Source organism: Niastella koreensis GR20-10, assembly GCF_000246855.1.
GTDB classification, from domain to species: Bacteria; Bacteroidota; Bacteroidia; order Chitinophagales; family Chitinophagaceae; genus Niastella; species Niastella koreensis.
Window position 1 is genome coordinate 1,110,710 of sequence record NC_016609.1, and the last position, 23,570, is coordinate 1,134,279.

The 23,570-nt window shown below is 45.4% G+C and carries 21 protein-coding genes and 1 other RNA gene; 18 read left to right on the forward strand and 4 right to left on the reverse strand.

All coding sequences use genetic code 11. The features are described from left to right. Positions 1–128 precede the first annotated feature (128 nt). Positions 129–1,292, forward strand: coding sequence for an AIR synthase-related protein (locus tag NIAKO_RS04410; protein ID WP_014217197.1), 1,164 nt, complete (start codon positions 129–131; stop codon positions 1,290–1,292). A 79-nt stretch (positions 1,293–1,371) separates the two neighbouring features. On the opposite strand, the gene NIAKO_RS04415 is transcribed toward NIAKO_RS04410, so the two are convergent. From NIAKO_RS04415 to NIAKO_RS04425, 3 genes are all read right to left on the reverse strand, one after another. Then, positions 1,372–2,121, reverse strand: a complete 750-nt coding sequence (locus NIAKO_RS04415; protein ID WP_041346327.1) for a DeoR/GlpR family DNA-binding transcription regulator — start codon at positions 2,119–2,121, stop codon at positions 1,372–1,374. A 179-nt stretch (positions 2,122–2,300) separates the two neighbouring features. Next, positions 2,301–4,265, reverse strand: a complete 1,965-nt coding sequence (locus NIAKO_RS04420) for an N-acetylmuramoyl-L-alanine amidase (RefSeq protein ID WP_014217199.1) — start codon at positions 4,263–4,265, stop codon at positions 2,301–2,303. Beyond that, a complete protein-coding gene (locus NIAKO_RS04425; RefSeq protein WP_425311426.1) occupies positions 4,262–4,600 on the reverse strand; it encodes a BlaI/MecI/CopY family transcriptional regulator in 339 nt (112 codons plus the stop codon). Before NIAKO_RS04425 ends, NIAKO_RS04420 begins: the two co-directional genes overlap by 4 nt. A 474-nt stretch (positions 4,601–5,074) precedes the next feature. On the opposite strand from NIAKO_RS04425, the gene NIAKO_RS04430 reads away from it, so the two are divergent. From NIAKO_RS04430 to NIAKO_RS04450, 5 genes are all read left to right on the forward strand, one after another. Next, positions 5,075–5,932: a sigma-70 family RNA polymerase sigma factor gene (locus NIAKO_RS04430; protein WP_014217201.1), complete on the forward strand. Its 858-nt coding sequence runs from the start codon at positions 5,075–5,077 to the stop codon at positions 5,930–5,932. Between the two features lie 136 nt (positions 5,933–6,068). Then, positions 6,069–6,953: a DUF4249 family protein gene (locus tag NIAKO_RS04435; protein ID WP_014217202.1), complete on the forward strand. Its 885-nt coding sequence runs from the start codon at positions 6,069–6,071 to the stop codon at positions 6,951–6,953. Between the two features lie 321 nt (positions 6,954–7,274). After that, complete coding sequence (gene trxB / locus NIAKO_RS04440) at positions 7,275–8,213, forward strand: thioredoxin-disulfide reductase (protein ID WP_014217203.1); 939 nt, start codon at positions 7,275–7,277, stop codon at positions 8,211–8,213. A 207-nt stretch (positions 8,214–8,420) separates the two neighbouring features. Next, positions 8,421–8,780 carry a dihydroneopterin aldolase gene (locus NIAKO_RS04445; protein ID WP_014217204.1) on the forward strand — a complete coding sequence of 120 codons (360 nt, stop codon included), beginning with the start codon at positions 8,421–8,423 and terminating at the stop codon, positions 8,778–8,780. Continuing rightward, the gene (locus NIAKO_RS04450; RefSeq protein WP_014217205.1) at positions 8,773–9,537 is read left to right on the forward strand and encodes a tetratricopeptide repeat protein; all 765 of its coding nucleotides are present in this window, start codon (positions 8,773–8,775) and stop codon (positions 9,535–9,537) included. Before NIAKO_RS04445 ends, NIAKO_RS04450 begins: the two co-directional genes overlap by 8 nt. Before the next feature lie 129 nt (positions 9,538–9,666). Here the strand turns inward: NIAKO_RS04450 and NIAKO_RS04455 are convergent, their stop codons facing one another. Continuing rightward, positions 9,667–11,025: an MATE family efflux transporter gene (locus NIAKO_RS04455; protein ID WP_014217206.1), complete on the reverse strand. Its 1,359-nt coding sequence runs from the start codon at positions 11,023–11,025 to the stop codon at positions 9,667–9,669. Positions 11,026–11,188: 163 nt separating this feature from the next. On the opposite strand from NIAKO_RS04455, the gene NIAKO_RS04460 reads away from it, so the two are divergent. The 12 genes from NIAKO_RS04460 (at position 11,189) to NIAKO_RS04515 (ending at position 23,552) form a co-directional block, all read left to right on the forward strand. Then, positions 11,189–12,040, forward strand: coding sequence for a DUF3822 family protein (locus NIAKO_RS04460; protein WP_014217207.1), 852 nt, complete (start codon positions 11,189–11,191; stop codon positions 12,038–12,040). Beyond that, a complete protein-coding gene (locus NIAKO_RS04465; RefSeq protein WP_014217208.1) occupies positions 12,031–12,582 on the forward strand; it encodes an RsmD family RNA methyltransferase in 552 nt (183 codons plus the stop codon). Before NIAKO_RS04460 ends, NIAKO_RS04465 begins: the two co-directional genes overlap by 10 nt. A 100-nt stretch (positions 12,583–12,682) precedes the next feature. Further along, positions 12,683–13,312: a dethiobiotin synthase gene (gene bioD, locus NIAKO_RS04470; protein ID WP_014217209.1), complete on the forward strand. Its 630-nt coding sequence runs from the start codon at positions 12,683–12,685 to the stop codon at positions 13,310–13,312. Beyond that, positions 13,309–13,878 (forward strand): 5-formyltetrahydrofolate cyclo-ligase, encoded by a 570-nt coding sequence (locus NIAKO_RS04475; protein ID WP_014217210.1) that lies wholly within the window; start codon positions 13,309–13,311, stop codon positions 13,876–13,878. Before bioD ends, NIAKO_RS04475 begins: the two co-directional genes overlap by 4 nt. Then, on the forward strand, positions 13,868–14,944 hold the full coding sequence (gene lpxK, locus NIAKO_RS04480) for a tetraacyldisaccharide 4'-kinase (RefSeq protein WP_014217211.1): 1,077 nt from the start codon (positions 13,868–13,870) through the stop codon (positions 14,942–14,944). The genes NIAKO_RS04475 and lpxK overlap by 11 nt, the downstream gene beginning before the upstream one ends. 9 nt (positions 14,945–14,953) lie before the next feature. Then, positions 14,954–17,053 carry a ribonuclease R gene (gene rnr / locus NIAKO_RS04485; protein WP_014217212.1) on the forward strand — a complete coding sequence of 700 codons (2,100 nt, stop codon included), beginning with the start codon at positions 14,954–14,956 and terminating at the stop codon, positions 17,051–17,053. A 177-nt stretch (positions 17,054–17,230) separates the two neighbouring features. Beyond that, positions 17,231–18,196, forward strand: a complete 966-nt coding sequence (locus NIAKO_RS04490) for a polyprenyl synthetase family protein (RefSeq protein ID WP_014217213.1) — start codon at positions 17,231–17,233, stop codon at positions 18,194–18,196. A gap of 185 nt (positions 18,197–18,381) precedes the next feature. Then, on the forward strand, positions 18,382–20,154 hold the full coding sequence (locus NIAKO_RS04495; RefSeq protein WP_014217214.1) for an APC family permease: 1,773 nt from the start codon (positions 18,382–18,384) through the stop codon (positions 20,152–20,154). Beyond that, positions 20,117–20,785 carry an HD domain-containing protein gene (locus NIAKO_RS04500; protein ID WP_014217215.1) on the forward strand — a complete coding sequence of 223 codons (669 nt, stop codon included), beginning with the start codon at positions 20,117–20,119 and terminating at the stop codon, positions 20,783–20,785. Before NIAKO_RS04495 ends, NIAKO_RS04500 begins: the two co-directional genes overlap by 38 nt. Positions 20,786–21,412: 627 nt before the next feature. Continuing rightward, positions 21,413–22,441 (forward strand): Smr/MutS family protein, encoded by a 1,029-nt coding sequence (locus NIAKO_RS04510; RefSeq protein WP_014217216.1) that lies wholly within the window; start codon positions 21,413–21,415, stop codon positions 22,439–22,441. Positions 22,442–22,456: 15 nt separating this feature from the next. Next, an RNA gene (rnpB, locus tag NIAKO_RS37535) (RNase P RNA component class A) lies at positions 22,457–22,916 on the forward strand. A 237-nt stretch (positions 22,917–23,153) separates the two neighbouring features. After that, positions 23,154–23,552 carry an OB-fold protein gene (locus tag NIAKO_RS04515; protein WP_014217217.1) on the forward strand — a complete coding sequence of 133 codons (399 nt, stop codon included), beginning with the start codon at positions 23,154–23,156 and terminating at the stop codon, positions 23,550–23,552. Positions 23,553–23,570: the final 18 nt, after the last annotated feature.

The following is a 23,570-nucleotide window of genomic DNA, read 5'->3' on the forward strand; positions in this document are numbered from 1 at the left end:
GAGATTTTGGGATTTTGCGATTTTGAGATTTATTGGGAAGGTTAAACGGGAGCAAATCCCCAGATCCTGAAATCTCAAAATCAGAAATTAGGTGTTACCTTTGCCGATTCAAAAGATAAATATCAGTAATGAGTTTATATTCACAACGGGGTGTTTCTGCCCAGAAAGAAGAAGTTCACAAGGCTACAGAAAAGTTAGATAAAGGTTTGTATCCCCATGCTTTCTGCAAAATATACCCCGATTACCTTACCGGCCAGCAAGACTGGGTGAATGTAATGCATGCCGATGGCGCCGGTACCAAAAGCATTCTGGCTTATTTATACTGGAAAGAAACCGGCGACCTGTCGGTTTGGAAGGGCATTGCACAGGATGCCGTGGTAATGAACCTCGATGACCTGCTGTGTGTGGGCATTACGGATAACCTGTTATTTTCATCAACCATCGATCGTAATAAAACCGTGGTATCGGGCGATGTACTGGAAACCGTGATCAACGGCACCCAGGAGTTGTTCGATTCGCTGAAACAGTTCAATGTAAACATCCATTACCTGGGTGGCGAAACTGCCGATGTAGGGGATGTGGTGCGCACCATTGCGGTAAACGGCACCATGACTGCCCGCTGGCCCAAAAACCGGCTGGTGACCAACGATAAGATCCAGGCCGGCGATGTAATTGTAGGTTTCAGCAGCTTTGGACAAACCGTTTACGAAACGGAGTACAACAGCGGTATCGGCAGCAACGGACTCACCAGCGCCCGCCACGATGTATTAAGCAAATTCTACGCAGAAAAATTCAAAGAATCATACGAGAACAGCCTGGCCGGTGAAGTGGTTTATATCGGGCCCTATCTGCTCACCGATACGGTTGGCCGGGAACAATACCAGGTAGGCAAATTGTTGTTATCGCCTACCCGTACTTACGCTCCCTTATTGCAGGCCCTGTTTGCCAATCATTTTGACGCCATCCACGGACTTGTCCATTGCAGTGGGGGTGGACAAACAAAATGTATGAAGTACCTGCCCGGTAACTTCCGCGTTATAAAGGATAATTTATTTGAACCGCCTATCATCTTCCAGTTGATCCAGGAAGCATCCGGCAGCGACAACCGCGAAATGTACCAGGTGTTTAACATGGGCCATCGCCTGGAAGTGTTTACCGATGCCGCTTCTGCCCCTCAGTTCATTGAGGAAGCTAAAAAGCTGGGCATTGACGCGCAGATCGTAGGCCGTGTTGAAGCCAGTGATAAGAAAGAGCTGGTGCTGAAAGTAGGGGATGAGGAGATTGTTTATTAGCTGAAAGCGGAAAGGCTATAGCCCAAAGCAATACACGCCTGCGCGGTAACACCCTGAACTCTGAACTTGGAACCCGGAACTAAATAACTTCTATTCCTGCATCCCTGTAAGGTTTCAACAGCGGGTCATCAGGTGATAATTCGGTGATGAGCATATGTATTTTACTGATGTCACAAATGTGGATCGGTTGAATACTGTTGATCTTTTCGGCAATGCTGAGGCAAACCACTTTTTGCGCTGATTCTACCATCGCTTTTTTCAATTGCACCACATCCCAGTCGCTATCGGTAATACCATCTTTGAGGCTAATGGCATTAACGCCTAAAAAACACAGATCGGCGCGGATGCGTTTGATTTGCGTAATGGCTTCGCCGCCGGTAGTGATCTTGCTGTTTTTGGAAACCTTATCGCCAATGGCGATCACATCAACCGATGGATGTTGCATGTATTCAAGAATAGCCGGTATGCTGCCTGAAACAAAAGTGGCTTTTAACCGGGGTGGCAAAGCCTTGGCCATTTCAATAATGGTGGTGCCGCCGGTGGTTAATACAAACATGCCGTCATGTATAAGCGACGCTGCCTTGCGGGCGATGGTTTTTTTGTGATCGTGCGAGTATATATGGGATGTTGTATAATGTACCTGGCTAAAAGAGTGCGACAAGGCCCCGCCATGCACTTTTATGATCTTGCCTTCATCGGCCAGCTCCTGTAAATCGCGCCGGATGGTGTCTTCCGATACGTTCATGTCCCTGCTGAGGTTACTTGACATCACCTTGTTGTGAAGGTTCACCTGGTGTAAAATATAAGCTTGTCGTTCTTTCTTTAACATGTTGGACGAAAGGGATTGACCCGGTTTTAATTCCGGACGAAAGCTATATAAAATCCTGTATAAAAAATGTAAAAATTTGCCTGAACCATGCGGTAAAAAGCTACACAAACCTGGTATTAAAATAAAGAGTCATTTACCAACCGGCAAATGACTCTGTTCTTATATGCTAAATTTCTTATTTAAGAAATGGGCGCTGTTGGCTTTTCAAGACGAAAGCTGACCTTGAAAAAGTATTGTGCCGGTGGCAACTGGTCTGTGTTGGAAAACCTCGGCTTCGTATCATACACTCTTTTTACCATATCACTGAACAGCTGTTGTGTTTCTTCTCTGGTCAGCGATTTGGCAGGAGGCGTATCGTTCACATAGCTTACAGTTACCAGGTCGTTGATAGTTTTGGCTTCTGCAGGCGCTTGCTCATAGAGCTTTACATTACCGATCTCTCCTTTTTCATTAACAGCTACGGAAAAATATACAGTCCCTTCGGCATGGTTAGCCAATGCCTGTTGGGGATAGCGGCAATTGCGGTTAAATTGCTTGCTGATCTTATAAAGAATGGAGTCGTGCAATGGACTTGGCATAGATGTGTAATCGGCAGATGGTGCCTGCGTGGCCATGCTCATTGGTTTGCCTGCATAACTCACAATACCTTCCAGGATCTTTTTGGCAACGGCCTCCTGATTGCTGCTGTTGCTGAAATAAGCGAGGTCTTTTGCGTTGTCTATATATCCGCATTCGATTAACACGGCAGGGCAGGGGGTGCGCTGCAATACCCAAATGTTTTTTTCCAAACGCTGTTTCAACGTTTCGTCGGTTGTATACACCTTAGTCAATTGCTGAGTAAGGGCAGCACCCAGTAGTTTTGACTGGTTTACGCGTTGGGTGGTGTCATTGGGGATATAGATCTCAATACCGGTACGGTTGGCAGGCCCTGACTCTCCGGTGGTTGATACATGTATGGAAAGGTACATAGCCGGCCTGATCTTTTCGGCGAGCGCAGTACGGGCCCTCAGGCCATCTTCTTTATCGGTAGTACCTCCGGGGAAATTATCATCGGTGCGGGTCATTACCACGTTTACTTTGTAACCAGGCGCCAGCTGCTGGATCTTTTTGCTTATTTGCAGGGCCAGGTCTTTCTCTTTCACTTTGCCATCAGGACTGGCGGCGCCGGGGTCACTGCCGCCATGGCCGGCATCAATCATAACTGTGATTGGCTGGTGATCAGTCAGGTTGTTTTCGTTTTCAGTGAGGCCTGACTGTTGGGCGCGAAATGCTATGGTGCAAAAAACTAAGGCCAGTACCGGCAGGGCCATTAAACGGCTTCGGTACCCTATCCTGGCCGATTGGTTGGTTGTGATCATGGCTATACGTCGTTTTATATGGTTTTGGAAAAAATGGTTGGTGATGGACAGTTGGTTCGCCTTCATGGTTTGCAACACCAGTAATTCGGCATAGGCAAAGCGGTCGTTTCCCGAAATGGCGTATTGATCGGCCAGGAACTCATGAATGGCCTTCAATTCCTTTTTAAGAATGCGGAAAAAGGGGTTGAACCAGAAAAAGGCTGTGACCAGTTCGATGAGTATAATATCGCTGGAATGCTTTTGCTGAACATGGAACAGTTCATGCTGAAAGATCTGCTGGCCTTCCTGGCTGTTAAAGGCCAGCTCATCGTTCCAGAAGATCTTTTTGAAAAAAGAGAAGGGTGTGCCCGGTTCCCGGGTGTTGAAGAATTGCAACCCGCCAATCCGTTCAGCCGGGTAACGCCTTGAAATGCGCCAGATGTACATCAGCGATCTTACCAGCGCAAAAAGCAGTACCAGGGTACCTATTATGTAGATGAGGTAAAGTAAATTCTGCATGTTCCAAAGAAAAAGCGACATAGAGGGGGCCTCGTGCAGCATATCTTCTTCGCCATAATTAACGGTAAGTACCTGGATAGTTTGATATACCGCCTGGTTTACAGGACTTTGCGAATGGTGAAGGACGGGTATTTTAATCAATGGCAGCAATACCGACACCAGCAGGGTAGCCAGCAGGTAAAACCGGTTATAATGGTGAAACCGTTTGTTGCGTAAAAAAAGCCAGTAATAGCCCAGCAGTATGCCAGAGCACAGCATTACTTTTCCCAGGTACAGTAAAAAGGTCATTGATCTTGGTTTTTGGCGTTTTTAATTTGTTGCAGCAAAGCCTCCAGGTCTTCCTGGCTCAATTTATTGTCGTTCACAAAGTGCGAGAGTAATTTGGCGGCCGAGCCTTCAAAATAGCCTTTTACCAGTTGGTTAATGCTTTTCTGGCCATATTCGGCCTTGCTTACCGCCGGTTTGTACAGGTTGTTGCGCCCCTGTACTTCATAGTTCACAAAACCCTTCTCAATCAATATCTTAAGTATGGTAGCTACGGTGTTGGAATGCGGTTTGGGCTCGGGCATTTTATACATGATATCTTTTAAAAAACCCTGTTTTAACTCCCAGAGCATTTGCATTACCTGTTCTTCGGCTTTTGTAAGGGACTTCATTATAACTAATCATTTAGTTGAAACAAATGTATAACTAATTTATTAGTTGAATGGTGTTTTCGCTTATTTTTTACAAATTATTTTATTAACAGGTTACGTAGGCGGGGATTTTGATACTGATTAATAGGGGGAGAAGCAGTGTCGGCGGGCGTTTTAGGCGAGTTGCAATAAGAATAAATATGTATTCGTGACTAATTCTTAGTCAATTATTGTATAATATAGCTTCGATTTTATCCACAAAAGCTATGAGATTTGGAGATTGAGTGTTACTTTTGCAGACAGTACCGGATGGATTAACACGTTATTAGCACCTGACTTGCAACCTCCCCCGAACATAGTCAGTCTTGCAAATGTTAGTATAGTACCCTAAAACAAAATAAAACAGAAAGGCGATTTAATATCGGCGATTAAAGTCATTTTATATAAAGCAGACAAGTAGATATGAGACAGCTCAAAATTGCAACCCAGATTACGAATCGAGATTCGCAGGCAGTAGAAAAGTATCTTCAGGAAATTTCTAAAATTCCGATGATCACTCCCGAAGAGGAGACAGTACTGGCCCAGCGGATTAAGATGGGTGATCAGAAGGCATTGGATAAGTTAGTGCAGGCCAACTTGCGTTTTGTGGTATCTGTTGCTAAGCAGTATCAGCACCAGGGTCTTTCTCTTAGCGATCTGATCAACGAGGGTAACCTCGGTTTGATAAAAGCAGCCCAGCGTTTCGATGAAACCAAGGGTTTTAAATTCATCTCATACGCCGTATGGTGGATCCGCCAGTCCATTTTACAAGCGTTGGCAGAGCAGGGTAGATTAGTCCGCCTGCCTCAAAACAAAATTGGCACCTATAACAAGGCTAATAAAGCGTACATGGCTTTTGAACAGGAACATGAGCGGGAGCCGAGTACAGAAGAATTAGCTGAGTTGCTGGAAATGAGTGAAACTGAGATCAACAACATTTTCCAAAGCAATACCCGTCACACCTCGCTGGATGCTCCGGTTCACGAAGCTGAAGACGTGGCTATGGGCGATCTGCTGGAAGGTGGCGATGACACGGATGACGATGTAATGAAAGATTCATTACGTAACGAGATCCGCCGCGTGTTGAAATCACTCAGTCCCCGCGAAGCAGAGATTGTAAATGCTTACTTTGGCCTCGATGGCGAAAATGGTGTTACCATTGAGCAGATCGGGCAGAAATACGACCTTACCAAAGAGCGTATCCGCCAGATCAAGGAAAGAGCTATCAAGCGTTTACAGAAAGCTCGCTATAGCAATGCATTGAAAGCATATTTAGGTTAGTATAAGTACTATAAAGTAACGAACCCCGGTTGGCGTACTGCCTTCCGGGGTTTTTTGATGCATCAAAAGCTTTATATTTATCCGAACATTCATATATCTGGATCGTTATTTGAATGCTATAGTAAGTACGATGAGAATGCGCATGGGGTTAGTAGCCATAGTACTGGGGACGATCATTTCTTCCTGCGAAAAAACGATCAACTTCAAGCCCAACGAAACGGAGCCTGAACTGGTTGTGGAAGCGTCTATTGAAAATGGTAAAGGGCCGGTTGTTGTTTTGTCGCAAAGCCTTAATTATTTCAACCAGATCAGTACCGAATTACTCGCCAATTCTTTCGTGCACAATGCCGAGATCACCATTTCAAACGGCACTAAAACCCACCGGTTAAAAGAGATCAAAGTGCCGGTAACAGGCGGTTACACCCTGTATTATTATACCACCGATTCCTCCAATTTAAGCACCGCCATTACCGGTGAGTTTGGAAAACAATACTCACTCAGTGTAAAAACCGATGCAAGAGAATATACGGCCACTACTACCATTCCCCTACTGGCTAAAAAAATTGACTCCCTTTGGTGGGTACAGGCGCCCAATAATCCCAATACCAAAAAAGTAATTGTGATGGGCCGGTTTGTTGACCCGCCGGGGCTTGGCAATTATACCCGCTATTACACCTCGGTAGACGGCTGGCCGTTTTTGCCCGGGTTAAACTCGGTATATGACGATCAGCTGACCGATGGCACTACGTATGATATGCAGGTGGAGCAGGGGGTAGACCGGAACAAACAATACAACCTGGAGAATTATGCCTTTTTCGAGCACGGCGATTCCGTGGCGGTAAAGTATTGCAATATAGATAAAGCCACTTTCGACTTCTGGCGAACCATGGAATACAGTTATACCAATATCGGCAACCCGTTTGCCTCGCCCAGCAAAGTTATCAGCAACATCCAGGGCGGCGGTTTGGGCTATTTCGGCGGATATGCGGTGCAATACAAGTCTATTGTTATTCCTCAATAGGGACCTCCGGCCCCCTCCCGGCCTTCCGCCAGCTGGCGGAGAGGAGTCTGGTAACCTCACGACAAAACTTAACCTCTCCATTTTCTTACTTCCTATTTCTTACTTAGTTCTTCCTCTATCAACCCTATCAACATTATCAACCTTTTTCGTCCCTGTCAACTCGTCAACAAGTTAGCAGGTCAACCTGTTACTTGTAAAATAAGTGCCTTTGGTTAAGCTTATTAACCCGTTATCCAGACCCCTGCGTCTTTATAACTTTCGTAACTCATTTTCAGTTAAATTTGTCAACTTTTCTTTAGAATAAGAGAGAATTATAGCATTATGGAAAGTGAAAAAATACATTGCCTGATAATTGGTAGCGGCCCGGCAGGATATACCGCCGCGGTTTATGCAGCCAGAGCAAACATGAAACCGGTTTTATACCAGGGTATACAACCGGGTGGTCAGTTAACCATCACTACAGAAGTAGAAAACTACCCCGGCTATCCCGATGGCGTACAGGGACCTGAAATGATGGTACATTTTGAAAAACAGGCAGCCCGCATGGGCGCCGACATTCGATATGGCCTGGCTACAAAAGTTGATTTTTCAGCACCGCCTTTCAAAGTCTGGATCGACGAAGAGAAACTGGTAGAAGCAGATTCGGTGATCATTGCCACCGGTGCTTCGGCCAAGTGGCTGGGTTTAGACAGCGAACAACGCCTGAATGGTTTTGGCGTTAGCGCCTGTGCCGTGTGTGATGGTTTCTTTTTCCGTGGAAAGGAAGTGGCCATCGTGGGCGCCGGCGATACAGCAGCGGAAGAAGCCCTGTATTTGTCGAAATTATGTTCTACCGTGCACATGTTCATCCGCCGCGAAGAAATGCGCGCTTCCAAAGTAATGCAGGAACGTGTACAACGCACTCCAAATATCAAGGTTTACTGGAATACAAACACCGACGAAATACTGGGTGAGAATAAAGTAGAATCGGTTCGGGTTAAAAATGTAAAAACCGGTGAATTACAAACCATTCCCATCAGCGGCTTTTTTGTAGCCATTGGCCACCAGCCCAATAGCGACATCTTTAAAGGATGGCTCGACATGGATGAGGCTGGCTATCTGAAAACCATTCCCGGTACCTCAAAAACCAATATCGAGGGCGTATTTGCCGCCGGCGATGTGCAGGATAAGATCTACCGCCAGGCAGTTACCGCCGCAGGAAGTGGTTGTATGGCCGCCCTGGATGCGGAACGCTATTTATCGGCGAAAGGACTCGTTTAGGCTGAACGCTTAACGTAGAACGCTTAACGCTGAAGGCTTAAGGCAGAAAGCCAAAAGCTATATACAAACGCTGAATGTCAATGCCTAAATTTGCTTTAGGCTTTGGACTTTCAGCGTTTGGCTTTTTGTATTTGGCTTTTAGCTTTAGGCTTATAGCTTTCAGCTTTTGGCTTTTGTGGCACTGTTTTAGCAAAACAAAATAAGTTTATGGTTGTTATCGAATTAAATCAGGTAAAGCTTCGTGCATTTCATGGCGTTTATGAAGGGGAAAAACTCACAGGCAGTGAATATGAAGTAAATGTGCGGGTAGTGTATGAAGAAGGCGACAGCACATTTGACGATTTAAAAAATACGATCAATTACGTTGAAATTCTCGATATTGTAAAGCAACGGATGCGGATCCCTACAGGTCTTTTGGAAAAGGTGGCAGATAGCATTATCCGTAAGATCAGGCATCAGTATCCATTTAGTACCGAGATCAGTATTTCAATCTATAAATTAGATGCCCCGGTGGAAAATTTCCAGGGAAAATTAGGCGTTACATTACATAAGAAATTTGATGGGTAAACTAGGAAGTACAATAGGGCTGTTGCTTTTGTTAATCCTGCCATTTGAAAACAATGCACAGGATATCAACGGGCAGTTGAAGGATGCTCAACAGCTGGAAAGTGCTTTTAAAGAGCCCGAAGCCCTTCAAAAGTACCTCGACGTGGTTCGCACGCAACCCACTAATTTAACTGCCCTTATCAAGATCAGCGAACTGTACAGCATCCTGGGCAAACACCAGGGAACAAAAGATAAACAAAAAGAATATTACTCGAACGCCCGCGTGTACGCGCAAAAGGCTTTGGCGGTAAACGCCAATAGTTCCGATGCCAATGTGGTTATGGCGCTGGCCATGGGCCGCATGGCGCTCATCTCCTCTGGCGACGACAAAATAAAAGCGGTAAAAGATGTAAAAACCTATTCAGAAAAAGCCGTTCAGCTCGATCCCAATAATTTCAAAGCCTACCATGTGCTGGCCAAATGGCATTATGAAGTAAGCGATCTGAACTCCGTAGAAAAATGGCTGGTAAAAGTAGCTTATGAAGCCCTGCCCAAAGCCAGCCTGGATGAAGCCATCAGGTATTACGAAAAAAGCCGCCAGCTCAATCCCGCCTTCTTATTAAACTACCTCGAACTGGCCAAATCATACCACCGTAAAGACAATGATAAAAAGGCGGTGGAACTGCTGGACACCATGCTCAAAATGCCGGTTAAAATGAGCGAAGACAACAATATAAAAGCCAAGGGTAAGAAGTTGCTTGAAGATTACAAAGACTAATGTGATAATTAGCTAATGTGATAATGTGATAATGGAATACAGGGCAGCCAGCCACTGTAAATAAAATAACTCACGCAAAGCACTCACATCAGTTGTATTTCATTATCACATTATCGAATTGTCACATTATCAAATTACTTTATTCTTCCACTTCCCGCTTCGCATATACAAAAAAGAAGGCAGGAACAAACAGGTCCAGTACAACCACTCACTCATCCAGCCAAAGGTTATTGATAAAAAGAATTTATCTAAGGTGAGATAAATGTATACGCAGTAGAGTACAATGGCGAACATTTCGGCCAGCATGGAAATGCGGGTGTTGCCCGAACCAACAACGGCATTCAGGAATACCACTGCGATCGACATCATTAAAATAGCAGCCGACATTACCCGCACCACGGGTATGGCCTGGGCCACAAACTCGCCCGACTGGCCATATACTGAAAACAACAGGCCTGGAAACAAATTGAGGAAAATGAAGATTAAAAAAGCGGAGCCCAGGCTTAGCCGGATCATTTTTTTAATCAGCGGCCACACCAGTTCCTGCTTACCCTGGCCAATGATGTTGGCCACCATGGCATTGGTGGTGGAGCCGAAAGCCCAGATCACAATCCCGGCAAGGCCAAGGATGTTTCGCATGGTATTGGAAACGGCCAGGGCAATTTCGCCATGTGCATCAATGAGCAGGAAAAAATACTCCCAGCTAAGCAAACTGATGCCATGCTGAAAGATCAGCGGGGCAGCCATGAGAAAGATCAGCTTTGCATTGTACCCGTCCCACCCGAAGTTTTTGACCAAATGCAATTGGTTGCTGATGCCTTTTTTCCAGATCACCAGATAAACCACCAGCAACCCGGTAAACTCGGCAACGATGGAAGAAACTGCGGCCCCGTTCAGCCCCATTTCGGTAAAGCCACCACGGCCAAAGATCAGCAGGTAATCGAGCAGAATATTGGTAATGGCTTCGGCCAGGGCGCCGCCCACCAGGTATTTACTTTGGTTGGTGCCCACCAGCAAAGCATTGCGCATTTGATAAACATATAAAAACGGCAGCCCCCAGATGCGGATCTTGCAAAAAGAAACCGCCTGTTGCAGGCGCGCGGGTTCGTCAATAAATAAACTGAACAGGTGCGGCGTGGCCGTATAGGTGAGCACAATGCCCAGTAAAGACGTGAAAAGCCCGATAAACACCGCCTGGCTGAACAATTTGCCAATTTCTTCCGGTCTGTTTTCGCCGGCCCTGCGGGCAATCAGCGCCTGCAGGCCATTGTTCAGCCCATAACCAATGGCAGAAAAAACAAGGTAGTACACGCCGGTAAGTCCGGCAATGGCCAGCGCCCCTTTGCTGTAATGCCCTAAAAAAATATTATTGGTAACAAAATTAACCTGGGGTATTAAAATGGAGAAGCTGATCGGTGCTGCCATTTTAATGATCTGCCGGGTGGTGAGTTGTACCTGGAATGCCGTATTTTTAGATAAGGTGCTCATAAAGGGGCAGCAAAGTTACAGGTTTCAGGTTACAAGGTTCAGGGCCGGGTTTGGGTTTGTCCGGAAACTGGTAACCGGCAACCGGTAACTGTATTTCCCTGAAACCTGCAACTTGTAACCTGTAACTTGAATCTTTTTAGTATCATTGCAACTTTTGATATCTATGCTAAAGGCAAACTTTGATATTGTTCCTGAATTGAGGGATTCCGAAGAGCTTCGAAACAGCCAGCTGTTGATTGAAGTGGGGGAGAAAATGTTCAGCTTTGTTATCTACAACAAAGAACAAAAACGTTTTGTGGGGCTTAGGCAGTACAACCTCGATTATACGCCGGGCAAAACCATGCTGGAAAACCTGCTGGAAATTGTAACCAACGACGAGTGGTTGCAATCGCAGTTTAAGGAAGCCTTTATCATTTACAATTACACCGACAGTAATTTTTTACCGGAAAAGGTTTTTCACATTGAACTGAACCAGCCGGTAACAGAGGTCTTATACGGAAATGCCAGGAAGGGCTTGTTGTTGAGCGAAAAGGTGATTGGCTATAAAATGTATAACATTTACCGGGTGCCCCGCGAAATACATGCCCTGTTGCAACGCAAATTCTCCAGCGGCAACTACTGGCACTATTATACACTGATGTTGTACGATCAGCAAACGCAGCCTTCGGCGGGTGAGCAGGTAATAAAAATGGTAATGCGGGCCGATCAGTTTTTGGTAGCCGTATACAATGGCGAGCAAATACAACTGATCCAGTCCTATGCCTACCAAACGCCCGACGATGTATCGTACTACCTGCTGGGCATTTGCAACAAGTTTAAGATCAGCCAGGATAAAGTAACGTTGATAGTTTCCGGTTTGCTGGATGAGCAATCACGCCTGTACCAGGAACTGCTGAAATATTTCCTGCAGGTGCAGTGGGACCGCATGCCCGATACCATTAAGCTGGGCCAGGTTTTCTCGTCGTATCCCATCCATTACTTTTCACCGCTTTTGAAAATGGCATTATGCGTATAATAGGAGGGGAGTTAGGAGGCAGAAGAATCAATCCGCCAGGTAACATGCCGTATACCCGGCCCACCACGGATATTGCCAAGGAAGGACTTTTCAATATCATTGAGAACAATCTTGATATAACAGCCCTACATACACTCGATTTGTTTGGGGGCACCGGCAGCATCAGCTACGAGCTCAAATCACGTGGCGCTGCGGTTTGTACTATTGTGGAAAAGGATACTGCGATGTACGAGTTTATTAAAAAAACAGCTACGGCCCTTCAGTTGGAAGACTTCAACGTGGTAAAGATGGATGTGTTCAAATTCATAGGCCAGTGCACCAGCAAATTCAATTTTATTTTTGCCGGTCCGCCCTATGCCCTGGGCGCCATCGACGATCTTCCGAAACTGATAGCAGAAAAACAACTGCTGCAACCCGGCGGCTGGTTTGTGCTGGAACATACCCCGCGTAATAATTACGAAAAGTTTCCGCTCTTCGTTACTGCCCGCAATTATGGAACTACCATCTTCAGTATTTTTGTAAATAAAGAAAACCAAGGCTAAAGCCCAAAGGTTAAAGCTTAAAGCTGTATTTGCTTTCGGCTTTTAGCTTTCAGCTTTGAGCTGAAGAGCGTGAGTTTTAAAATACTTTAGAGTCTTGAATATGGAGAAGATCTTCGTTACCGGCATTGGTACCGGAATAGGAAAAACCTTCGTTTCCGCCATCATAGCCAAAGCATTGAATGCCGATTACTGGAAGCCCATCCAGGCCGGATTTGAAGACGGTACGGATAGTGAGTGGGTATCGCGGTGGTTAAAAGAAAGCGGTTCGGTTATTCACCCAGAGGTGTACCGCCTTACCAAACCCGCCTCGCCACATATTGCCGCCCGCGAGGAAGGAATTACCATTGATATTCAACATATTCGCCAGCGAATTCCAAATATAAACCGCACTTTACTCATCGAAGGGGCGGGGGGATTACTGGTTCCGCTAAATAATACTACCTTTGTAGCTGATTTGATTAAAGCGCTGGACGCTAAAGTAATCCTGGTTAGCCGTAATTACCTTGGTAGCATAAACCATTCTTTGTTAACCGCGCGGGTGTGCCGCGAGCTGCAAATACCGGTAATTGGCTGGGTTTTTAACGACCAATACCTTGATTATGAAGATGAGATAGTACAATGGAGCAACTTTCCCAGGATAGCATCAATTCCCTATTCTGACAACGTAAACGGGACATTTATCAATTCTCAGGCAGCTGCTATTTCAAAGCAACTGAAAGAACTACTATGATAAAAAATACCGTTAGAAAAGAATTTTTACAGCGCCGGATGAACTTGCCGGAAGATGAGCTGCAACAAAAAACTGCGTTGATCGCTTCTAACTTCAGGAAACTGGAACTTCCATCAGTTAATTATTTGTTATCGTATCATCCATTGGTAAACCGGCATGAGTTTGACGTGTCTGTTTGTGAAGAAATTCTGAAAGAACAGAACCTGATCATGCGGGTGGGGTGGCCCAAAATTCATATAGACCTGCTTGATATGGAAGCTGTGCTGGTTGAAAAAGACGGGCTTTTTATAAAAAACAAATTCAATATCCTGGAGCCCATCGGTGGCGTTATAATTCCACCGCAGCAAATAGATCTTTTCTTTGTTCCCCTGGTAGCTTTTGATGAACGCGGGTACCGGGTTGGTTATGGTAAAGGGTATTATGACCGGTACCTGGCGAAGTGCCGGCCGGAGGCTATTAAGATCGGTTTCTCATTTTTCGAGGCGGTAGAATACATTGAGGACATCGACGAATTTGATGTACCTTTAAATTTTTGCATTACACCGCATCGTATATATGAATTTTAATGCTCCGTTGCTGCGCCCTTTCCGCATATTGTTGTTCCCTTTTTCCCTGATCTATGGTGCCGCAATATGGTTACGTAACTTGTTGTACGACAAAAAGATACTTAGGTCAACCGGTTTTAATCTGCCAATAATCTGCATCGGTAACCTGTCTGTGGGCGGCACTGGTAAAAGTCCCATGGTAGAATGGATCGTAAAATTCCTGCACCCCCAAATGGAAGTGGCCATTTTGAGCCGCGGGTATAAACGCCGCACCAAAGGTTATGCACTGGCGGGTGCCACTACAACAGCCCTCGATATTGGCGATGAACCCATGCAGTTTCATCAAAAATTTCCCGAAGTAAGCATTGCCGTAGGCGAAGAAAGGATTGTGGCCATACCGCAATTACTGCACGACAGGCCCAATACCAGGGTGGTTATACTCGACGATGCTTTTCAGCACCGCGCTATTAAAGCAGGCTTGAATATTGTATTAACCAATTACGACAACCTGTTTACCCGCGACTGGGTATTGCCAACCGGCGACCTGCGCGATGAACGGCGGTCGTACAAACGGGCCGATGTGATTGTGGTTACCAAATGCCCGGTGGTGTTGTCGGTAGAAGAAAAGCTGGCGTTTAAACAGGAAATAAAACCGCTGTCACACCAGCAGTTGTTCTTTACCACTATACGATATGGATTGCCTTATCACATTATCAGTAAAAAAGAAGTATCGCTGAATACATCTACCGAAGTGTTGCTGGTAAGCGGGATAGCCAATCCGTTGCCTTTGAAAAAATATTTACAGGATGCTACAAAAACCTACTACGAGATATTATACGGCGACCACCACATATTTCGCATCGACGATTGGAACGAGATCGTAAAACGGTTTAATAACATCCCCGCAGAAAACAAAATTATACTTACTACTGAAAAGGATGCCGTTCGCCTCATAAAATTTGGACAAACCTTGCAAGATTACCCCATATACGTAATACCCATTGAAATCCAATTCCTTTTTAATGAGGGGCATCAGTTTATTGATATTATCAGTAAATTCATTACTGATTTCAGTATCACGAATTAAAATGATTGAATGAGCAGGAAACAAGCTAAGAAGAAAAAGAAGAAAGACGCTTCCTCGCAACACACCTTGAAAGGTGTTTTAGATATTACCCGGTCAGGCATCGGGTATGTAATTGTCGATAATCTTCCGAATGATATACTCGTGCGCCCGGCAGATTTTAATACTGCCCTGCACGGCGATACGGTACGTGTACGCGTATTAAGCAGCTCCGCTAAAAAAAGCGGCCGTCAGCAGGGAGCCATTGTAGATGTGTTACAGCGTAAACAAATGGAGTTCCTGGGTAAAATTGAAATAGGCAAATCGGCTGCATTCTTTACCGCAGATACCGAAAAGCCCATGCCCGATTTCTTCATTCCCGAAACAGCATTGAATGGCGCCAAAGACGGCGACCGCGTAATTGTTCGGATCACCGAATGGGAGAAGCAAAAGAAACCGGTAGGCGCCGTTATCCAGATCATGGAAGCCGGTAACGAAGGCGATATGGCCATGAAGGAGATCCTGATGGAAAACGGGTTCCCTTTATTTTTCCCCGAAAATGTGATTGAAGAAACCGAAAGGATCCCCGATACCATTTCTCCCGACGAAATCAAATTAAGAAGAGATGTGCGCGAAGTGCTCACCTTCACCATTGACCCGGTTGACGCCAGGGACTTTGATGATGCCCTGAGTATTCGGTTGCTCAAAAACGGTTTGTACGAAATTGGCGTACACATTGCCGATGTGAGCCATTTTGTAGAACCCGATACCGCGTTGGACAAAGAAGCCTACGATCGCGCTACCTCTGTGTATTTGCCCGATCGCGTTGCGCCCATGTTGCCCGAACGCATCTCTAATGAATTGTGTTCTTTACGTCCGCATGAAGATAAACTGACCTTCTCCGCTATTTTTCAAATAACCGATGCGGGTGAAATAAGTCAGTACTGGTTAGGTAAAACGGTTATCCACAGCGATCACCGGTTTACGTATGAAGAAGTGCAGGAGATCATTGAAAAAGGCGAAGGCCTGTACCAGGGCGAAATATTGTTATTGAACAAGCTCGCCCAGCAGTTCCGCGCCAAACGTTTTAATAAAGGCGCTATTAATTTCTCTTCGCAGGAAGTACGCTTCAAGCTCGATGAAACCGGTAAGCCCATCGGCATTATGGTGAAAGAAAGCAAGGAAGCGCACCAGCTGATTGAAGAGTTCATGCTGCTGGCCAACCGTATTGTGGCGGAAAATGTTGGTAAGGTAAAGGTGAATAAAAAAGACCTGCCCTTCCCGTACCGCGTGCACGATACGCCCGATGAACAAAAGCTGGCGCCGTTTGTGGAGTTTGCCAAAAAGTATGGCCATACCTTCGATACCAGCACACCCGAAGGCATTGCCGCATCGTTTAACCAGATGTTGCAGGATGTGCAGGGCAAACCCGAACAACATGTTTTGGAGCAACTGGGTATCCGCACCATGGCAAAAGCCATTTATACCACGGAAAATATCGGGCACTATGGTTTAGGATTTAAACAATATTGCCACTTTACCTCGCCTATCCGCCGTTACCCAGACGTGATGGTGCACCGCATATTGCAGGATGTGCTGAAAGGAAACCCAGAGCCTGAGAAAAAGCTGGAGCAGAAATGTAAACACTGCAGTGAGAAAGAACGTTCGGCTATGGAAGCAGAACGCGCGGCCAACAAATACAAGCAGGTGGAATACATGAAGGAATTCCTCGGTGAAGAATTTGAAGGCGTTATCAGTGGCGTGGCCTCCTTTGGCTTTTGGGTAGAAACCATCGAGCACAAGTGCGAAGGTTTGGTAAGCATCAACAGCCTGTTGGATTACGATGATTTTCGCCATATAGAAAGCGATTACAGCCTGGTTGGCATGCGCAGTGGCCGTAAGTTTGCCATGGGCGATAAGGTGCGCATAAAAGTGGTGGCAGCCAATTTAACCAAACGCCAGCTCGATTATGAATGGGTTATTACCGCAGGGCTGAAGAGCAGTCAGGTAACTCCCGGAGCGCAGGCAACGCCTGGAACTCCTCAGGAGCAACCCAAGCGTCCAACTGAAAAGAAACCAGCTGGTGGAAGGAGTAAGTATATTCCGGCAAAGAAGAAAGGGGGGAAGAAGTAGTTGACAGGTTGACAGGTTAACAAGTTGACGAGATAGAAGAAGGCTAAGTGAAATTAGGTGGAAGGTTGATAGAGTTGACAGGGTTGATAAAGGAGTGAGACTGCCTACTGCCTTTCACGTTTGCCGTTTCACGATTGCCGATTGCCGAAAAACACCGTATTCTACTATATAAAACATATGCAGAATTTCGAAAGCCTTTCAAAACAATTCAGCAACTACTTTAACGTAAGACACTTTCCAAAGGAACCCGCAACATTATACGATGCCGATGAATATTTTTTAAGCCTGGGTGGCAAACGTGTACGCCCGGTGATGTGTTTAATGGGCAATGAATTGTTCGATGAGATCAGTAAAGATGCATGGCCGGTGGCAGCAGCCATTGAACTGTTTCACAACTTCACGCTTATTCACGACGACATAATGGATAAGGCGCCCCTGCGCCGCAACAAGCCCACCGTGCATGCAAAGTATGGCGAGTCAACTGCTTTGCTTTCCGGCGATGTAATGCTTATTGTAGCGTATGATTATCTGAACAAAGTAAGCAACGATTACCTGCACAAAGTGATACACCTGTTTAATCAGACTGCCAAAGAAGTGTGCGAAGGACAGCAGATGGATATGGATTTTGAAAAACAGGAAGTGGTGAAAATGGATGAGTACATCCGCATGATTGAATTAAAAACTTCTGTACTGCTGGCTGCCAGTCTTCGCCTGGGTGCTATTTTAGGCGGGGCCGGACAAGCCAACCAGGAACACATCTACGCTTTTGGCCGCAACCTGGGTATTGCTTTTCAGATCCAGGACGATTACCTGGATTGTTATGGTGATCCTGCCAAGTTTGGTAAACAACCCGGCGGCGATATCATGTCCAATAAAAAAACCTTCTTAATGATCAAGGCGCTGGAATCGGCTAACCCCGCCCAGTTAAAAGAATTAAAACGCCTGATGCAGGAGAACCCGGAAGATAAGGTGGCCAGGGTATTATCGGTTTTTGATGATTGTGGGGTAAACAAATGGGCAGCAGGTCTTAAGGAAAAATACATTGCCGAAGCCTTTGAACACCTCGAAGAAATGGCGGTGCTTACTTCCCGTAAAGAACCATTGCGGGAGTTAGCTCATTTTCTGGTACAAAGAGAACATTAAGGCTTAACGCTGAACGCTTAATGCATAATGCCCTGTCCGGATTAAGGCTGTTTGCTTTTATTCGGAAAGAACCCATTGCTGAATGCAGCGTTGAGCGTTTTGCGTTAAGCGTTCAGCATTCTTTTAATATACTAACAAGCATTAGGTATTTTTAGTAATTTACCCGCCTAAAAACCCAGTACTGCATGTCTAAATCATTGTTTCGCACAAAAAAAATTGAATCGATCTTAAAAGAGGGAAGCGATGATGGGCATGGATCTTCAGGGTTAAAGCGGGTGTTAACAGTACGCGATCTTACCTTTTTCGGCATTGCAGCCATTTTGGGTGCAGGAAGTTTCAGCAGCCTGGGCGAAGCCTGTTTTAAAGGCGGTCCGGGAGTGGTGATCTTATTTATCATCTGTGGAATTGCCTGCGCGTTCACCGCTTTTTGTTATTCAGAATTTGCCAGCCGTATTCCGGTTGCCGGAAGCGCTTATACATACGCATATGCCTCCTTTGGTGAACTATTTGCCTGGATCATTGGCTGGGCGCTCATTATGGAATATTCCATCGGCAATATTTACGTGGCATTCTCCTGGAGCGATTACTTTACTTCCTTTCTACATAAGATAAATGTACATATACCTGACTACCTCACCTGCAGTTACCAGGAAGCGAAAAAAGCATTTCTTAATTACAGCTCTCAAACATCGGCCGAACAACTGGAGTTTGTAAAGAATCAGGCGAATGTGGAGTTATTAAATGCGTGGAATAATCCGCCCAGGCTCGGGTCGCTTAGAATTATCTTTGATCTGCCGGCGCTGATTATCAATTTTTTAATCACTGTGCTGGTTTACATAGGTATAAAAGAATCGAAGAACTTCAGCAATGCCATGGTGATGTTAAAGCTGGCGGTGGTAGCATTGGTGATCATTGTAGGGGCGTATTACATCGATCCGGCCAACTGGTTGCCGGTAAATGACACCGGTTCAAAAGGATTTATGCCGAATGGTTTTGGTGGCGTGATGGCTGCCGTATCAAGCGTATTCTTTGCATATATTGGTTTTGATGCGGTAAGTGTACTGGCGGAGGAAAGTAAGAATCCCCAGCGCGATCTGCCCAAGGGGATGACTTATTCTTTGGTGATCTGCACTATCATATACATTTTACTGGCGCTTGTATTAACCGGCGTAGTCAATTACAAACAATTTGAGAACGTGGGTGACCCGCTGGCCAAGATCTTTGAAGTAAAGAATGTAGGTTGGATGCAGATGCTGGTTTCCGTTTGTGCCGTAATTGCCATGACCAGTGTGTTACTGGTGTTTCAAATGGGCCAGCCACGCATTTGGATGAGCATGAGCCGAGATGGCTTGTTACCACCTGTATTTCAAAAAATTCATAAGAAATATAAAACTCCTTCTTTTGCCACTATTATCACGGGAATGGTAGTGGGTATTCCTATCCTGTTTACCGATAAAACCTTTGTACTTGATTTTACCAGCATTGCCACCCTGTTTGCTTTTGTGCTGGTATGTGGTGGCGTGTTGCTGATACCTCAAAAAGAAAAAGTGGCCGGCCGGTTTAATATGCCTTATATAAATGGGCAATTCATTTTCCCTATACTGATAGTAGCTACCTTATTAATACTAATTAAATGGGTGCCGGGTTATTTTTCAGACATGTTCACCTATGATTTTTCTCGCGATGAAAGTTATATAAAGGGCAAGGCAAGTTTTATGGATCTGGCCACACCCAAATTATCTCAGATAATTTTCTGGATTGCGTGCTTTATTATTAGCATAATGGCCTTTATGAAAAAATATTCCCTGATACCATTGATGGGAGTTGTTTCCTGTTTGTACCTGCTAACCGGGATGACAAAAAGCAACTGGGCCTGGTTTTTAGGCTGGCTGTTGCTGGGACTGATCATTTATATTTTTTATGGTTACAAAAAAAGCAGACTCGCAAGCGCCGGATAATCTCTGCGTCAGGTGGGTAAAGCTGTGCGAAAAGTATTGTAATGACCGCGATTTAATTGACCGTTTCTTTAACGAGATAGTAAGAAAATATACCAGCTCCCGCCGGCATTACCACAACCTGCAACACATTCAGGCGCTGCTTGATCTTCGTGACAACTATGCCGCTCAATTGATGGATGCGGATGTAGTAGCCTTCTCTGTATTTTACCACGACATCATTTATAACGTGCTGCGAAAAGACAATGAACCCCGCAGTGCACAGGTGGCCATAAAACGGTTACAGGCATTATCGGTTCCACCCGAAAAAACAGAACAGGTTAAATTGTACATCGATGCCACGCAAACCCATGCCATTACGGCCACAGTAACTCATACAGGCGATCTGCAGTTATTCCTTGATTTTGATATGTCGATTTTAGGAGCCGGTTGGGCGGCCTATGAAGCCTATACGCAACAGGTTCGCCGCGAATACCGCATCTATCCCGATAAAATATATTACCCCGGCCGGAAACAGTTTTTACAGCATTGTCTGCAGGCGGGACACCTCTTTCAAACCCCTGTTTTTCGCGACCGGTACGAAGCCCGGGCCAGGGAAAATATAAAGCAGGAGCTGGCGGCAATGACTTCTTAAGCAAATTCTTACAGGAAAAAGTAATTACCCATCGGGAAATCAGGTTTCCCGATGGGTAATTACTATTCCCGACGGGAAAAAACAAAACCCGGAAGGAATTAAGGAAAGCCGCTGGGAAATCAAAAAGCCCGGAAGGAAATCCCGTTTCCCGGCGGGAAATCTAAAAACCCGCTGGGAATTCACAAAACCCGGAAGGAATTGAGAAAACCCACCAGGAAATAAAAAAAACGGGAAGGAAATCCCTTTTCCTTCCCGGAATTCCCAATTCTTTCAAAGAATTGGTCGTAAATAGCTGTAAGAGGTTGATAAATAGCCGGGATATGGCTTAGATTTTAAAATGATGGTCGAAAACTACTCACTTTAGGGGGCAAATCAATCAGTATAGCCTCACAACTGTGCAGTTGTCCCCAATAATTGGCTAGTTACCAGGTAAAACTTTGAGGCTGCCCAACTCCCCCTTCCGCCAGCTGGCGGAGACGGGGGAGGCCTGAAGGCCGCGTAACCTGGAACCTGGAACCTGGAACCTGAAACCTGGAACCTAAACCCTGAAACTTGAAACCCGAAACTGTAAACTCTTTGTACCTTTGCCCCTTCAAATATAAAAAAGCACCAATTAAATTATTACCCATGAAATTTGAGGTTGGCGATAAGGTTGTGGTGAATCAAACGAATGAGGAAGGCGAAGTGATAGACATCATTAACGATAAAATGGTGATGGTAGAAGTGCGTGGGGTTAAATTTCCCGCTTACGTAGATCAGCTGGATTTTCCATATTTCAAGCGTTTTACCGAGAAAAAGCTGTTCCCGCCAAAAAAAGAGAAGACGTTTATCGATAATGTGCCCAAAGAAAAGAAAAAGATCATTCAGCGGGTGGTTGATGGGGTATGGCTTACTTTTATTCCCATAAGCGTGAATGATGAATTTGGCGACGACATTGTAACCGAATTAAAAGTTCACCTGGTAAACAGGACCGAACTGGATTATAAGTTTACTTATAAGCTGAGTTATTTAGGCAACGAAGATTTTGAGCTGGTAAATTCTATCAGGGCGTTTGAAGATTTTTACCTGCACGATGTGCCGTTTGAAAATCTGAACGACAGTCCGGTTTTTAGTTTTGAGTTTTCCCTGGTTCAACCACTTAAACTCAAGGCCGATTATTATGAGTCTACCCTTAAGCTGAAGCCCAAACAGGTATTTACGCGCATTGAAGAAGTGCGCAAAAAAGGGGAGGCTACCTTCTCGTATAAGTTGTTCGAGGAGTATCCACCGCGGCCATACGAAGATAAACCAACAGGGCTCGACCTGTCGAGCCTGGCAAATGCCGGGTTTAAAATCTACGATGCCTCGAAGGTTCGTCAAAACCTGGAGCCGGCAAAAACGGAGCTCGATCTGCATATAGAAGCGCTCACGCCTGCCTGGGAGTCCATGAGCAACCTGGAGATCCTGAGTCTTCAGCTAAAGACCTTTGAAAAGTATTTCGATCTGGCCATAGTGCATCACCTTCCCTGGATGATCGTCATTCACGGGGTAGGCACTGGGAAGTTGCGGGATGAGATTCATGAAATAATCAGGTTACGCAAAGAAGTGAAAAGCTTTGCCAACCGTTACCATCCCGCCTATGGTTATGGCGCAACAGAAATATATTTTGGGTATTGATTACCTTCGCATTTAACTACAAACCGGGCTATCGCCCTCCCGACTTGTCGGGAGGGAGGAAAGTCTGGACAGCATAGGGCAATGTACCGGTGAACAGCCGGGTCTTTCCTGATTCGTTGGGAGGGAACAGACAGTGCCACAGAAAATTACAGCTTTCATCCGCCTACTCCGCCAGCTGGCGGAGCAGGCGGACTAGTCCCGATTAATCGGGAGAGTGATGGTGAAAACGTGGGGTAAGAGCCCACGGCTCTGGCAGGTGACTGCCGGGGCGGGTAAACCTTGCATGCTGAAATGCCATGTATACCAGCGTTGAAGGGCGGCTCGTCCGAATTCCTGCAAAGGATACGTTGGGTGGGTAGGCAGAATGATCCAGTCAGTAATGGCTGGACAAGATAAATGATAGCCTCCCGAACTTGTCTTGGCTAGCCAAGACAAGTTCGGGATACAAAATCCGGCTTACAGGTTTGTAGTTATTTTTTTATTTATGTATACAGAACGTTTCCAATTCCACGCTCCCCACTTACCATTACTGAGTTATTAACAGTTTTCATTTCAGGCATCATTTTTGGATTTTTTGAAATGTTGTACAACACGTTCATTGGTAATTTATCGCATACTCCCTCTCATTAGCACGCGCATCTTTATTTCAAAAAGTTGATCACTTCCCCTGCCTGTAACTGTGGGCCTATTTGTAAACGTAAAAATTCGCCTTATGAGGAACATTTTCTTTATGCTGGGATGCGTCCTGGTAGCAGCACTTGCTGGTGTATTAATCTATCTCTACAACAAACCGGCTCGTAATGTGGTTGCAGAAGCCGGCATTCCTATTACTGCAAAAGAGTTATTTACCAAATTCTCAACCAATGAGCCGCAAGCCAACACTGCCTATTTAAATAAAGTATTACAGGTTAGCGGGCAGGTGCTTGATGTTAAACACAATTCAACGGCTGGCAGGGTGGTAATATTGAATACAGGAGATCCCCTGTTTGGCATTGCATGCACCCTGGATAAGCCGGCGACAGTGAATCCCGGCGAAAAGATCACTATCAAAGGCATTTGTACCGGTTATTTAAGCGACGTAGTACTTACCAACAGTTACCTGGTTAACTAATTACTTAACATTTACTGT